The 13,867-nt window shown below is 66.9% G+C and carries 17 protein-coding genes; 5 read left to right on the forward strand and 12 right to left on the reverse strand.

Annotated features, from left to right (window positions below; all coding sequences use genetic code 11):
* Positions 1-59: 59 nt before the first annotated feature.
* From ABGA98_RS08120 to ABGA98_RS08130, 3 genes are all read left to right on the forward strand, one after another.
* Positions 60-845: a GntR family transcriptional regulator gene (locus ABGA98_RS08120; protein WP_347617525.1), complete on the forward strand. Its 786-nt coding sequence runs from the start codon at positions 60-62 to the stop codon at positions 843-845.
* 7 nt (positions 846-852) lie between these two features.
* Complete coding sequence (locus ABGA98_RS08125; RefSeq protein WP_347617526.1) at positions 853-1,539, forward strand: 2'-5' RNA ligase family protein; 687 nt, start codon at positions 853-855, stop codon at positions 1,537-1,539.
* Positions 1,540-2,050: 511 nt separating this feature from the next.
* A complete protein-coding gene (locus tag ABGA98_RS08130) occupies positions 2,051-2,263 on the forward strand; it encodes a hypothetical protein (protein WP_347617527.1) in 213 nt (70 codons plus the stop codon).
* A 190-nt stretch (positions 2,264-2,453) separates the two neighbouring features.
* Here the strand turns inward: ABGA98_RS08130 and ABGA98_RS08135 are convergent, their stop codons facing one another.
* The 3 genes from ABGA98_RS08135 to ABGA98_RS08145 form a co-directional block, all read right to left on the reverse strand.
* The gene (locus tag ABGA98_RS08135) at positions 2,454-2,717 is read right to left on the reverse strand and encodes a hypothetical protein (protein WP_336217088.1); all 264 of its coding nucleotides are present in this window, start codon (positions 2,715-2,717) and stop codon (positions 2,454-2,456) included.
* Complete coding sequence (locus ABGA98_RS08140; protein ID WP_347617528.1) at positions 2,710-3,063, reverse strand: hypothetical protein; 354 nt, start codon at positions 3,061-3,063, stop codon at positions 2,710-2,712. Before ABGA98_RS08140 ends, ABGA98_RS08135 begins: the two co-directional genes overlap by 8 nt.
* Before the next feature lie 302 nt (positions 3,064-3,365).
* Complete coding sequence (locus ABGA98_RS08145; protein WP_347617529.1) at positions 3,366-4,073, reverse strand: SDR family oxidoreductase; 708 nt, start codon at positions 4,071-4,073, stop codon at positions 3,366-3,368.
* Between the two features lie 631 nt (positions 4,074-4,704).
* On the opposite strand from ABGA98_RS08145, the gene ABGA98_RS08150 reads away from it, so the two are divergent.
* Positions 4,705-5,160 (forward strand): GNAT family N-acetyltransferase, encoded by a 456-nt coding sequence (locus tag ABGA98_RS08150; protein ID WP_347617530.1) that lies wholly within the window; start codon positions 4,705-4,707, stop codon positions 5,158-5,160.
* A 75-nt stretch (positions 5,161-5,235) separates the two neighbouring features.
* Here the strand turns inward: ABGA98_RS08150 and ABGA98_RS08155 are convergent, their stop codons facing one another.
* Positions 5,236-5,709, reverse strand: coding sequence for a tetratricopeptide repeat protein (locus ABGA98_RS08155; protein WP_347617531.1), 474 nt, complete (start codon positions 5,707-5,709; stop codon positions 5,236-5,238).
* Positions 5,710-5,746: 37 nt separating this feature from the next.
* A complete protein-coding gene (locus ABGA98_RS08160; RefSeq protein WP_347617532.1) occupies positions 5,747-6,598 on the reverse strand; it encodes a helix-turn-helix transcriptional regulator in 852 nt (283 codons plus the stop codon).
* A gap of 129 nt (positions 6,599-6,727) precedes the next feature.
* Here ABGA98_RS08160 and ABGA98_RS08165 point away from each other — a divergent pair, with 129 nt between their 5' ends.
* Positions 6,728-7,723, forward strand: a complete 996-nt coding sequence (locus tag ABGA98_RS08165) for an aldo/keto reductase (RefSeq protein ID WP_347617533.1) — start codon at positions 6,728-6,730, stop codon at positions 7,721-7,723.
* 142 nt (positions 7,724-7,865) lie between these two features.
* Here the strand turns inward: ABGA98_RS08165 and ABGA98_RS08170 are convergent, their stop codons facing one another.
* The 7 genes from ABGA98_RS08170 to ABGA98_RS08200 form a co-directional block, all read right to left on the reverse strand.
* The gene (locus tag ABGA98_RS08170; protein ID WP_347617534.1) at positions 7,866-8,681 is read right to left on the reverse strand and encodes a class I SAM-dependent methyltransferase; all 816 of its coding nucleotides are present in this window, start codon (positions 8,679-8,681) and stop codon (positions 7,866-7,868) included.
* Positions 8,682-8,778: 97 nt separating this feature from the next.
* Positions 8,779-9,762, reverse strand: coding sequence for an arginase family protein (locus ABGA98_RS08175; protein ID WP_347617535.1), 984 nt, complete (start codon positions 9,760-9,762; stop codon positions 8,779-8,781).
* A 32-nt stretch (positions 9,763-9,794) separates the two neighbouring features.
* Positions 9,795-10,436 carry an amino acid ABC transporter permease gene (locus ABGA98_RS08180; RefSeq protein ID WP_347617536.1) on the reverse strand — a complete coding sequence of 214 codons (642 nt, stop codon included), beginning with the start codon at positions 10,434-10,436 and terminating at the stop codon, positions 9,795-9,797.
* 2 nt (positions 10,437-10,438) lie between these two features.
* Entirely contained in the window at positions 10,439-11,194 is a 756-nt protein-coding gene (locus tag ABGA98_RS08185) for an amino acid ABC transporter permease (protein WP_347617537.1), read from the reverse strand.
* 3 nt (positions 11,195-11,197) lie between these two features.
* On the reverse strand, positions 11,198-12,055 hold the full coding sequence (locus ABGA98_RS08190; RefSeq protein WP_347617538.1) for a transporter substrate-binding domain-containing protein: 858 nt from the start codon (positions 12,053-12,055) through the stop codon (positions 11,198-11,200).
* A 19-nt stretch (positions 12,056-12,074) separates the two neighbouring features.
* Positions 12,075-12,803, reverse strand: coding sequence for an amino acid ABC transporter ATP-binding protein (locus ABGA98_RS08195; RefSeq protein ID WP_347617726.1), 729 nt, complete (start codon positions 12,801-12,803; stop codon positions 12,075-12,077).
* Positions 12,796-13,617 carry an FCD domain-containing protein gene (locus tag ABGA98_RS08200; protein WP_347617539.1) on the reverse strand — a complete coding sequence of 274 codons (822 nt, stop codon included), beginning with the start codon at positions 13,615-13,617 and terminating at the stop codon, positions 12,796-12,798. Before ABGA98_RS08200 ends, ABGA98_RS08195 begins: the two co-directional genes overlap by 8 nt.
* Positions 13,618-13,867: the final 250 nt, after the last annotated feature.

Here is a 13,867-nt window from a genome sequence, read left to right on the forward strand (position 1 = left end):
CTTGAGGACTAGAGTGGGTCACAGATGCCTTACCGTTCCGACCGCAAGGGGTGTGCCAGGTGACATCAGGGCTAGGGAGCTTCGCGCCGAAGTACCAGCGAATCGCCGATGAGCTTCGGCGAGAGATTCGCGATGGGACGCTACGTCCAGAGGATCGACTTCCCGCCGAGACAGCGCTGGTAGAGCGCTTCAAGGTCAGCGCGCCGACCGTGCGCCAGGCTCTCGGAGTGCTTCGCGCCGAAGGTTTGGTGGAGTCGCGCCACGGAATCGGCACGTTCGTCAAGCAGGTTCGCCGACTTGAGCGGCGTTCTCGTCATCGATACGGCCGCGCTCGCAGCGATCAGCAGCTTTTGACTTCACATTTGCGACACGACATCGTGTTCGCTGGACGTGAAGGCGCACCAGCACGAATTGCTGATGCGATGGGGATTCAAGAGGGCGATGAGGTAGTTACACGACGGCGCGTTCTGTACGATAAGGAAACCAATAAGCCCGAAGAAATCGGGGCAAGCTACATGCCATCAACCATCGCAGGGGACACCTTTCTTGAAGAGGCCAAAGTAACCCCCAAGGCGCTTTTCCTCTGCATGGAAGACCTAAGCGGAAAGAAATATCACTACGCCCGAGACCGATGGATAGCTCGTAGCTCGACCCCGGAAGAAGCATCAACCTTGGGACTGGTTCAAGGTAGCCATGTGGTCCATGTCATCCATACGGCCAGCGCTGAGGATGGCACCGTTCTAGAAGTGTCTGAATCGATTTGGCCAGCCGATCGAATCGTCATCATGGATGACTACTCGATCTCACAAGAAGCCGTCGCACCTGAAATGCCATCAGAGGTATGAGGCCATAATGAGCGAACTTCAAGAAGCCGCAGAGGTGCGGAACCATTGGTGGCCTCGCGAGGGCTGGCATCCCGGACGTCTGGTCTACACCTGGCATCTCACATTCGAGCACGCACCTGAGCTTCATCGGCTCGTTGAGCGCTATCAAGCCACCCTTAGCGGTCTGCAAGGCCTCGATCCAGTTCCCACACAGTGGCTTCACCTGACAATCCAAGGGGTTGCGTTCGCCGATGAGCTTACCCAGAGCCAGATAGATGAGATTGTGACGGCTGTAACACTAGAACTCGAAACCGTCCCAGCTTTTCAGCTGACGTTCGGAAAAACTGCCATCATTGGAGAGGCTATCGTTCTCCCACCTACGCCAGCAGAACCTGTACATGAGGTGTGGCGTGCAATTCGGAGTGGCATTGCGAACGTGCTGGGCCGCGAAAAGGTGCCGACAGCACATGAACAAAGCACAGGGTTCCGGCCACATGTAAGTATTGCTTATGTGAACACCTCAGGGCCCGCCGCGATCTATAGGGAAGCACTAGAAGCCATGGGCCAAGTTGATCCCGCGTCCGCCTCAGTCACCGACGTTGCCCTCATCGTGCAAGACCGCGTGTTGGCTCCCGAGTGGGTCTATCGGTGGACTACCGCAGCCACGGTACGCCTGGGCGGTTCGATGCAGCAGGAGTGCCCCGGGACGGGTTGAGGAGCCAAGCTGCTCTGCCACATCGAAGTGAGCCTACGGCAGCAAATGAGGGCACGCTGAGAAGCATCGTGCGGGGCGAACGACTGGAGACCGACGCCATACATCGCGACAAAGTTGGTCTTGTTAGAAAGCGTCTCAGTGCTTCGCAGCGGCGGTCTGGTGTGGGCCTTTTCCCAATGTCTTCCCACACTCTCGAACGAGGCGGACTCCTGTCCGGCATTCATGCTGGTCAAGTCCATAAGAGCAGCACAATGACTCTTCCCCTACGGATCAGAAGGTTACGGGTTCGACTCCTGTCGGCCGCGCTCCAGCTCAAAAGCCCTTCGGGATGATCCCGGAGGGCCTTTTTGGATCTCGTACAGCAGCGTTGTACAGCAACGCCCTCAAGGCTTAACCGTTTGATTCAGCGGTCAGACGCGCCATGGCTGCTCGTCTCGCTCGGCGGTGACCCGCATGACGGCACACCGAGTTGTACCTGGGTGAGGTCCGGCCGTTGGAGTACCGGTGCCTGATGGAGGCCGCCTTCGACAATCTCAAGGTCGGTACTTCGGCCATCTTGTCCGCGCCGTTCGTCGCTGAGCTGGTCGACTCGGATTGGGTGTCGCGGCTGACCAACCGATGCGCGGCTTGGGGCATCGATGCGGCGGTGGTGTGGGTGCGCTGCGATTGCGTGGAAGCTGAAGAACTGGGAGACGTACGTCAGCGGCCTGGACGCCGACGCTAGCCCGCAGACCGCGCACATCACCTCACGGCGCACGCCACTGACTGGACACACCCTCGGGAACACGAAAGCCGAGAGGTCGGCGATGGTTGTTGGCGGGTGGGTGCGATTGACTACCCGGACGGCGTGAACGAGCCCGATGGGGCGATGTACCTGTTGCTGCGCCGCGCCTCGTGGCCGGTGCGAGGTCGCGTCAATCACTCCAGGTAACGCGAACGATCAGCACAAGGCGCAGATGCTCCGCGATGATGAAGGTGAGGAACCCGCGGCCGCCGAACAGATCAAGCGTCCGAAGACCTGCTCCATGCAACGGGCCTCTACCGGCGTGGACCGCATCCCTCCCGAGGACTGCGAGCTGGTCGGCAAGCCGTTCAACCTCAAGGATGACGGTGGGAGGAAGCCCAGCGATGACATGCTCGGCGTCGGGGTTGTACTCCCAGGTCCAGGCGTCACTCACCGACGGCCTCTCGGCGCGCGGATGTCGTGATCTTGTTGATTTCGGCCAAGGCCGAGTCCAACTTCACTCTGTCGGTCGCGGCGGCGACCTTTGCCTCCAATGTACGCAGACGGGCCGCTCGGGCCGGATAGCGCTGAATCGCCACAAACTCACCCCATTGCTGCAAGAAGTTCAGCAGAGGTGCCACGGTGCTCTGCCGCGCCGCCTGCTCTGTCGCCTGATCGAGGTGGTCGACAAACTGGCCGAGATAGGCTGGCGCGATCTGTGCAACTGCTGCCCTGAGGGCGGCGGTGGTCAGTGGCGGGCGAGGGATCAGTGCCTCGCTGTCTTGATGCGGGGTGGACATCGTTGACCTCCAAGCCGTTACGCCTTCACGGTACCGATACAGCTGAACTCTTCCGCCCTGAAAACGCTGGTCAAGGCCTGATGTAGGTGGCCGGCGTACTCGTGTCGCCGGCGGCGGGTTCGGAACGCCCAATCGCCAGAATAGACCGCTGCGGGATGATGAGCCCGCCTCCGGGTCAGGCGGCAAACCTTGCCACCGGTCGGCCTTGGCCTGGCTACGGATAAGGCGGTTACGGGTTCGACTCCTGTCGGCCGCGCACAGAGGTCACGGCCACAGACGCCGTGGCCTACAGGAGCAGCGCGTCAGGCCGTGAGGGCGGCCGCAGCTTCCCGGTAGATGACTTCCGGGTCCTCAGACAGCCAAGCCTTCACCTGGCGGCTCCAGTCGTCGGCGAGGACCTCGGGCCGGTGCGCCTCGATCCCGTCGAGGGCCGCCTTGACGATCACCTCGGGGGCGCTCTTGTCGCCGTGGTACCAGGCCATCATGTCGGTGTCGGCAGCGCCCAGGTGCAGGCCCGTCACCAGGGTGCGCTGTTCGGCCAACTCCAGGCGAACGCTGTTGGTGAGCGCCCACTCGGCGGCCTTCGCGGCGTGGTATGCGCCCGCACCGTCGACGGCGAGCCACGAGATCGCGGACATGACGTTGAGGATCGCGCCGTCGGCCAGTTGGGGCGCGAAGGCGCGGATCACGTTCAGGGTGCCGTAGTAGTGGGTGTCCATCTCGCGGCGAATCGTGTCCAGGTCCCCGGTGACCAGGTTTGCCCCGGTCGAGATCCCCGCGTTGTTGATAACGATCTTGACGTCAGGTGCCGCTGCCGCCGCGGCGGCGATCGATGCCGGATCGGTGATGTCCAGGCGCAGCGGGACAACCCCCGGTACGTCGACGAGGTGGGGCCGGCGGGCGGTGGCGTACACCTTGCCGGCGCCGCGGTCGAGGAGGGATAGGACAAATTGTCGGCCCAGGCCCCGGTTGGCCCCGGTGACCAGCACATGTGCTCCGTTGATCTGCATGCGGATACGCTAAAACCTCACATTGGCGTCAGAGGCAAGCCCTGTGATGGAAGTCACGGCGCGAGTGGAGTCGTCATGAAGTCATCGGCAGCAACTCGCCATCCTTCTCGGCATCCCCACCGTCCAAGGAGACGACGCCGTTCCTCGTACGTGGGGCGGCGGAGGACTTGGACATGTCGCTCAGGTCTACGACCGCTGCACGCACCGGACCGCCTTACTCGGGTCCTACGCCTTGACCGAGGCCGAGATGCCGTGGGGGGAGATCAGGACCGGTGCATGGACGCAGAATGGACCCCTTGTTTTCTGGCGAACCACACGCAACCGGCTGATGATCGCGGACCTGGCCCGCATCGGTTCCACAAGCTGTTCGGCCTGAGCCGCAGCAGAGCTCTGGGACCCGACTGGGTGCGCACTTCAGAGCTCTGACCGGCAGCTGACAACGGACGAATGATCTTGAGTGCCCCCAAGCTGGTGCTGTCGGCGGGGCACGTGGTGACGTACCGGATCGGCGTATCCATCGTGCTGGGCGACGCCCTGGTCGCGGAGAAGATCGCACCCGCCGAGGTAGGGCGGTCGGGCCCGCGGGACGCCGGCATGCCAGAAGTACGGTGGTGCACTAGATTGGTGAACCGTGCACGAGTTCAAGGTCACCCTCCGAACCGGCCGCCCGGATGATGTGGACGCTGTGCTGGAGTTCTGGCTTCTGGCCGCCGAAGGCACGGACCGGCACGACTCGCCTGGCAAGGTAGCCGCGCTGCTGGCCCGCGACCCCGAGGCCCTGCTGATAGCGGAGTGCGCCGGCGAAATAGCAGGGACCGTCATCGCGGGCTGGGACGGCTGGCGAGCCCACCTGTACCGCCTCGCCGTCCACCCTTCCCACCGCCGCAAGGGCATTGCCACCGCACTGCTGGCGAGGGCAGAGGAGATCTTCACCAAGTACGGCGCCTTCCGAGCCGACGCCATGGTTCTCCACGACAACACACTCGCCCACCCGGCCTGGAACGCCGCCGGCTACGTCCCTCAACCACAGTGGTCCCGCTGGGTCAAGCCGCTTGCCGCTCCGGAGGATCCAGACAGCCTCCGCTGAGGTCCGTCGTGTTCCGGCGGGTCGGGCATGAAGGCGGGGATGAGCTCGGCGGCCTGAAGGCGGGGCTCGATGCGGTTACGCGGGCGACGTCGAATCACCGAGTCGTTCGGCCAGCCGGTCCAGGCCGCCCTTGATGAGCCGCGCGTACCCGTCGTCGCCGAGCGCGCCGATCGTGGCCTGGGCGTGCTTGAGGTGCTCGCGGGCGCGGTCGTGATCGCCCAGCTTGCGGTAGCACTCGCCCAGGTTGAGGTGCAACGACGGGTAGAGGCCGGCCACCGGAAGCGCCATTCCGGCCTGCGCCACCCGCTCATCGTTGATCGAATCGGCGGCGGCGAGCGCTCGCAGGTCCCACAGGAGCTCCTCCTGCACGTCGTCCTGCACGTCGGCCATCGAGTGGGCGAGGACGCAGATGTGCAGCGGGTCGCCCTGCTCGCCGCCGATGTCATCCCAGATCTGTGCGAACAGGTCGCGGGCGGCCTCACGCTGGCCTTGGTGGTGGTGCAGCTCCACCGCCTGGCCGATCCGGGTGAGCGTGGGGTCGGCGATCATGGCCACTCCGATCGGCGGGATGCGAACGTGTATCAGATCATTTCACGGTTGATCCCGTGGGGAACTCCTCGATGCCGAGCACGAGCAGCAGTTCCAGCCGCTCGCGCGTCTCGGCGTCCGCCGGGGTGAGCACCAGCAGTTGCTGGCCCTGGTCGGGAGTGACCAGGGTCTCGCAGTCCATGGTCAGCCGGCCCACCCTCGCGTGCAGCACGGTCTTGCGGTCGGCGCGCCGGACCGCCACCTCGTGCTCGGCCCAGAGCCGGCGGAATTCGGCGCTCGCGTCCTGCAAACGGTCGACGAGCCCCTCGACCACAGGGTCGGCGGGCCGGCGGCCGGCGACCGCACGCAGGTCGGCCACCAGCTGACGGGTCTGGTGGTCGTGCTCCTCGGGCGGGTGGACGGCTCGGGAGGCGGGCTCGGTGAACCAGCGGTACACGACGTAGCGCCGGTCGCCGGAGAAGCCGGTGTGGTCACCCGTCAGCAGGACGGCCGCCCGGTTCTGGGCGAGAACCTCGCTCAGGTCGGACAGCACCATGGCCGGGGTGTCGCCGAGCAGGTTGAGCATGCGCATCAGGCCGGCGCGGGCCAGGCGGGCGACCCCGTCGGCGGGCGGTGGCCGGTGGCCGGCCAGGTGGAACAGGTGGTCGCGCTCGTCGTCGGACAGGCGCAACGCCCGGGCCAGCGCGCCGAGCAGCTGGGTCGACGGCTGGCTGCTGCGGCCCTGCTCGAGGCGTACGACATAGTCCACCGACATGCCGGCGAGCATCGCCACCTCTTCCCGGCGCAGGCCGGCGGTGCGGCGGCGGGGGCTGTCGGCCAGTCCCACCTCCGCCGGCCGGATCGCCTCGCGGCGGCGGCGGAGGAAGTCGGCGAGCTGGTCACGTTGCATGCCTTCATCCTGCCTCGCGGGGCGCCGGCCGAGCCAGGGAGCGGCTATCCCATGATGCACGCTCCGCTTTCGCGCGTCCCGGCCCAGGCCCAGCATGGGTGGCGACATCGACGACGAGAGGTGAATGTGATGCAGCGACGAACCCTGGGCCGCACAGGACCGGCCGTTTCCGCGCTGGGCCTGGGTGCGATGGGGATGTCGGACGCCTACGGCGCAACCGACCGTACCGAGAGCATCGCGACGGTGCACGCCGCACTGGACAGCGGCGTCACGCTGATCGACACCGGCGACTTCTACGCCATGGGCCACAACGAGTTGCTGCTCGCCGAGGCGCTGCGCGGCCGGGACCGCGACAGCTACCAGCTGAGCGTCAAGTTCGGCGCCCTGCGGGGGCCCGGCCACACGTTCGGCGGGCAGGACGGCCGTCCCGAGGCGGTGAAGAACTTCCTGGCCTACTCGCTGACCCGGCTGGGCACCGACCACATCGACATCTACCGCCCCGCCCGGCTGGACCCGGCGGTGCCGATCGAGGAGACGGTGGGCGCGATCAAGGAGATGGTCGATGCCGGGTACGTACGGCACATCGGCCTGTCGGAGGTGGACGCGGCGACGATCCGCCGGGCGCACGCCGTGCACCCGATCGCCGACCTGCAGATCGAGTACTCCCTGATCTCCCGCGCGGTGGAGGCGGAGGTTCTGCCGGCGCTGCGGGAGCTCGGCATCGGCCTGACCGCCTACGGCGTGCTCAGCCGCGGCCTCATCTCCGGGCACTGGTCCACCGACCGCGTCGCCGGCCCCGGGGACCTGCGCGGCTTCAGCCCGCGCTTCTCCGGCGAGAACGTGGAACACAACCTCGCCCTCGTGGAGGCCCTGCGCCGGGTCGCCGAGGCGAAGGGCTGCACCGTCGCCCAGCTGGCCATCGCCTGGGTGGCCGCGCAGGGCGAGGACATCGTGCCGCTGGTCGGCGCCCGCACCCGCGCACGGCTGTCCGAGGCGCTGCCCGCGATGGACCTGACTCTCACCGCGGACGACCTCGCGGCGATCGAGAAGGCGGTGCCGCGCGACGCGGCCCGCGGCGACAGGTACCCGTCCGCGTTCATGGCCGGCCTCGGCGTGGGCAACTGAGCCCTCCGGCGGCGTCGCCGCGTGCCCTTTCAGGCGCCGGTGCCGCCGTCCACCGGCACGATCGCGCCGATCACCATGGCGGTGCCGCCGGGGGTGATGCGGTTGACCCGGATGCCATCAGGGACCCAGCTCACCGCGGCGGTCACGCGGGGAAGTCCAGGCGGTAGAAGACGGCCATCCTGCGCATGAACGGCAGCGTTCTCGCCACCGCGACCAGCGCGCGGTAGCCGGGCTTGAGCCTTTCGTATCCCGGCAGGTCGAACGCGCTCAGCTCGGTGACGACGCGTAGCCGGGGGTCGATGGCCTCGAGGTCGGCACGGTTGTCCACTCCCCAGTACAGGGTCGCGCCGGCGAGCCGGACCACCCGGTTGATCTTCTGCCACTTGATGCCGCGCCTGCTGAACGCGTCGAACACGAACCGGCCGGAGGGGAACCGGTCGATGATCGCGCGGAACAGCGCGTGGCCCTCGTCCTCCTTGAGGTACATGGTCAGGCCCTCGGCGACGACCAGTACGGGAAGATCGCCCTCCACCCGGTCGAGCCAGGCCAGGTCGGTGACCGACGATGGGATCACGGTGTGGTGGTCGCGTGCCGGGTAGAGGCGCTCGCGCAGGTCGATGACCTCGGGGAAGTCCACGTCGTACCAGTGCACGCCCGACCCGGGGTCGACGCGGTGGACCCGGGTGTCCATGCCGCACCCCAGGTGCAGCACGATCGCCGCCGGATGCTCGGCGAGGAAGTCGCGCGTCCAGTCGTCCAGGTGTCTGGCGCGCATGGCGACGGTCACGGCGTCGCCGCGTCTCAATCCGACTTTCGCGAAGTCGGTGTCGATGGCGCGCATCGCTTCGAGCGCCATCGTGTCGCCCAGGATGGGGGTGGGGGATTCGGCGTCCACGGCCCGGCCGTACAGAGTGGCGAGCATCGTCGCCTTCTCACCACTCAGCTGCACCTTCTGCATGGACGTTACGCTACGCCCCCGCGCCTTGTACGGCCCGGGACGATCCTCCACGAGGTCACCGCGCGGGGCGCCGGTCAGGTCCCCGCGGGACCAGATGTCAGGACAGGCGGCCCTTGCGGCGCAGGTATTCGGGGTTCTCGACGGCGCGGGCCATCGTCTCGATGGCCAGCTGGGCGCCGAGCTGGGAGGTGACGTTGGAGGCCACGTCCAGCATCGGGTTGATCTCCACGACGTCGAAGCCGACGAGCTCGTGCTCGCGGACGATCGCGAAGATCGTCTGGCGGAGCTCCTCGTACGACATGCCGTCCGCCTCGGCGGAGGCGCATCCGGGCACCAGCGGCATGTCGAGCACGTCGATGTCGACGCTGACGTACACCTTTCTGCCCTTGGGCAGGGTCGCGAGCACGTCGTCGATGCCGGCCTTCCTGAAGCCCTTCATGGTGAACACGTCGTTGCCGTTGGCGCGGCTCTCGGCGAGGTCGTCCTGGGCGGCGCGCATGCCACGGCTGCCGATCTGGACGATCTTCTCGACGTTCGGCAGCTTCCCGATCTTGAGCATGGGGCTGCCGTTGCCGTACTCGGCGCCGTGGATGAAGGGCCGGTAGTCGAGGTGCGCGTCGAAGTGGACGACGCAGATCGGCTCCTCGTAGGCCCGCACCACGCCGTAGGTGACCGAGTGCTCGCCGCCGAGGACGATGGGGACGGCCCCGGCTTCCAGGATCTGGGCGGTGCTGTGGGTGATGTTCTTGAAGGTCTGCTCGGGGTTGGAGTAGATGATGTCGACGTCGCCGCAGTCCACGATGCGCTGGTTCGCGGTTTCGTACTCGAGGAAGCGCCTGTCCTCCTCAATGTCGAAATATCCGGACCTGGCCTGCATGCGGCCGTAGCCGGCGTACCGTACCGACTGCTCCCGGATCGCCCGCGGTGCCATCCGCGCGCCCGGGTACCAGGGGGAGCCCTCGTCGTTGGGCACTCCCAGGATGGCCAGGTCGGCATCCAGCTGGGAGAGGTCGCTCACGATGGGCGACCGCTGGAAGCTCGGGATGCCAACGAACGGAAGGTTGAGCCGCAGATCCGACATAGTGCGTGATTTTCCTTCTTGTAGGTGATGCGTCAGGCATCCAGCCGCAGCTCAAGACGGCGAGCGACGCGGCTGAGGCCATAGTTGAGCAGGAAGTAGCAGACGGCGGCGAAGCCGAGCACCGCGAACGGCTCGGTCAACAGCCGGGAGTTGGTGACCTCGACCCGGTGGAAGAACTCGAAGACCCCGATGATCGAGACCAGCGAGGTGTCCTTGATCAGCTTGATGAACTCCGACACCAGTGCCGGGGCCATGCGGCGCAGCGCCTGAGGCAGCACCACGTCGCGCATCGTGCTCGCCTGGGACAGGCCGGAGGCGCGCGCGGCCTCCCACTGCCCGGGCGGCACGGAGGCGATGCCCGCGTGGACGATCTCCGCCAGATAGGCGCTGGTGAACACGCCCAGCGCGACCACACCCGCCCAGAAGGGGGTCAGATCCAATCCGAGGTCCGCCAGGACGAAATAGCAGTAGAGGATGAAAACGATCAGTGGCGCGCTGCGGATGAGCTGGATGTAGCCGATCGCCGGCCACCGGACGAGCCGCGAGCGGGCCGAACGCATCGCGCCCGCCAGCACGCCGAGCACGGAGCTGAGCACGATGGCCAGCACCGCGAGCTTCGCCGTCTCCCAGAGCCCGGCCAGCATGAACGGAAGGTTGTCGATGATCGCGCCCATGGTCACGACTCCAACGCCGGCGCCGGGGCGGCGGTCCTGGCGCCCGGCCGGATCTTGGTCAGCATCCCCCGGACGATCAGAGCCAGCAGCGCGGACTCGGCCAGGCAGATCACGATGAAGATGACGAGCGCCGCGGTGTAGGCCTCGAATGCGGCGAAGGTGGCCGACTCGATCTGCTGGGCCTGGAAGACCAGGTCGGTGACGCCGATCGCCATGACCACGGAGGTGTTCTTGGTGGCGCTGATGTACTGGTTGCCGATCGCGGGGAAGGCCAGCGCGAACGCCTGCGGCAACACCACCGCGCGCATCGCCGTCCAGTAGCCGAGGCCGCCGGCCCTGGCCGCCTCCAGCTGCCCTCTGGGCACCGACTGGATCCCGCTGCGCAGCGCCTCCGCCACGTACGCCGAGGTGTAGATCGTCAGGCCGAGCAGCCCGGCGAGGAACTGGTTGCTGTAGACCGGGTTCAGCGGCGCGGCAGCGGCCCTGACGAGGTCCAGGCTGAACATGCCGAAGCTCCAGAAGACCAGCTGCACGAGCAGCGGCACGTTACGGAAGAACTCGACGTAGGCGGAGAGCAGCCAGCGCAGCGGCGCCAGCGCGGGCGCCGTCGACACGCGGCCGAGCGCCACGAGCGTGCCCACCACCGTGGAGCCGATGATGGCGAGCACGGCGAGCTGCAGGCTCACCCACGCGCCGTGCAGCAGGAAGCTCCTGCCCGGATCCTCGAGCACCACGGACCAGCTGAGGTCGTTGAACATGGCTCAGGACCCCGCGGGAAGGACACGGATCTTGTACGGCTCGGGCAGCACCTTGCCCCACCACTTGGCGTAGATGCGGTCGTAGGTGCCGTCCTCGGCCATGCCCATCAGTACGGTGTTGACCTCGTCGCGGAGGGCGGCGTCGCCCTGGCGGAACCCCATGGCGAGCGGTCCCTGCGCGATCCCCGGGCTGACGATCTTGACCTGCTCCCCCGCCTTGTCGGCGGCCGACTTCAGGCCGGTGAGGATGCCGACCGTGGTGCTGACGGCGTCGGCGTCGCCGCGCAGCAGTGACTGCAGCGCCGTGGGCCAGGACTGGAAGCTGAGGATCTTCGCGCCCGGCGCCTTCTCCCGCAGCACGCTCTCCTCCGTCGAGCCCTGGACCAGCGCCACCGTCTTGCCGTCGAGCTGGTCGACGCTGGAGATCTTGGAGTCGCCGCGCACCATCAGGCGCTGGTCGTCCTCGAAGTACGGCTCGGAGAAGTCGATCGCCTTGTCACGCGCCCGAGTCGCGATCATGGTCGCGGTGATCACGTCGATCTTCCCGCTGTCCAGGTTGGCCACCCGGTTCTTCGGATTGACCTCGACGAACTTCGGCTTGACCTTCAGCCGCTTGGCGACCTCCGTGACGAGGTCGATCTCGAAGCCTTCCGGCTCAGTTTCGCCCTGCCCGATCGACCCGAACGGCGGGGTGTCGAACTTGACTCCGAACACGATCTCCCCGCGTTTCCTGATCTTCTCCATCGAGTTGACCCCGGTCCCGCCCTTGGTCCCCGCCACCGGGGACAGCCCTGCCCTCGGGCGGTCACCGCAGGCGGTGAGCAGGAGCAACGCGAGCGCCAGGCACACGATCCCTTTCATCCGTACAGACACCTCTCTGTCAGATATGTGAGACCCGGCGCAGGAACTCCTGGGCCCTCTCGGTCGACGGGCTGGCGAAGAAGTCCTCGGGCGCGGCGCACTCCACGACCCGACCGCCGTCCATGAACACGACCCGGTCGGCCACCTTGCGCGCGAAACCCATCTCGTGCGTGACCACGACCATGGTCATCCCGCTGCCGGCCAGGTCGACCATGACCTCCAGGACCTCCTGGATCATCTCGGGGTCCAGGGCGCTGGTCGGCTCGTCGAACAGCATGATCGCGGGGTCCATGGCCAGCGCGCGGGCGATGGCCACCCGCTGCTGTTGCCCGCCGGATAGCTGCGTGGGCAGGCTGTCCGCCTTCTCCGGTATCCCCACCCGTTCCAGCAGTTCCATCGCCCGGCGGCGGGCCACGTCCTTGGAGACCTTCTTCACCCTGACGGGGGCGAGCATGATGTTCTGCGCCACCGTCATGTGCGGGTAGAGGTTGAAGTGCTGGAAGACGAAGCCCACTCCGCTCCGCAGCTCGTTCAGGTTCGTGGTCTTGTTGTGCGGATCGCGGCCGTTGACCACGATCGTGCCGCCGGAGACGTCCTCCAGGGCGTTGATGCAGCGCAGCAGCGTGCTCTTGCCCGATCCCGACGGGCCGAGCAGAACCACCACCTCGCCCTCGGCGACCGACAGGTCGATGCCGTTCAGCACCTCAAGGTCGCCGTACGACTTCTGTACGCCGGTGAACTCAATGATCGGCATCCGGCTCAGGCCCTCCGCGCGTGTCGTGTCCGGTAGGTCCGGGCATGCCCCAGGTGAGCAGCCGCTCGACGATGGGGGCGGTCTCCTCGGTGAGGAAACGGCCGGCCTCGTCCAGCAATCGATCCATATGGGCGCGCATCGCCTCCTCCGCCGCGTCCGCCCGGCCCGCGGCGATCGCGTCGGCGATCCGCTGGTGCTCGATCACCGTGACCTCGCCGGAACGGTGGGAGTCGAGCACGACGTCCAGGGCCGCTTCCAGGCGGTCGAGCGCCGGATCGAGGACGACGTCGAGCATGGCCTTCACGATCGGATTGCGGGTACACCTGGCCACCCGGCGATGGAAGGTCAGCGCGATGTCCCGCGGCACTCCCTGGTCGTCGGCGAAATGCCTGCCGTGCCGCTCGACCAGCCGGGTGAGCGCCTCCGCCGAGGAGCCGTTGTCCTCGCAGAGCGCCGCTTCCCTGGCCGCCTCGGGCTCGACTGTCCGCCGCGCACGCAGCAGGTTGATCAGCCCTTCAGAGGTACGTACCTGCGTGCCCTCCAGGAACCGGGTCGCGGTGGTGCGCCCGCGCAGCACGGCGGCGACATGCTGGCGGCCGGACGAGGTGAGCATCCGGCCTTTGGTCCCCGCGGCCACGGTGAGCCCGCGCCGGTCCAGCAGTCGCAGCCGCCGGGCGACCGTGGCCTCGCTGATGTCCAGGTCGGTGTCCACTTTCAGCGCCTGCAGCACCTGTCGCGCGCCCAGCGGTTCCGGCGCTCCCGCGAGCACCTCGAGGATGGCGTCAGCCGAGCGTTCCTCCACCTTCACCACACCACTCCCACCGGCGGACCACCAAGAGCCCTAATGTCCGTTACATACCGTTTTGTGCCTCTTTGCCGTGTTGGTACATCAGTCAAATCTGACGGACGTCCGTCATGGGTTACAGACATGGTGCGTTTCGATAAAGAACGCGTTACGGCAGGCGCCGAGTCGCCGGGTCGGACAGCGCCGAAGCACACCCGCTCCTGGCGTTGCGGCCGCCTTCCGGCCTTCCAAGCACCTGTACGACGACTCGGCT

The organism is Nonomuraea sp. B1E8 (genome assembly GCF_039871515.1).
Lineage (GTDB): Bacteria > Actinomycetota > Actinomycetes > Streptosporangiales > Streptosporangiaceae > Nonomuraea.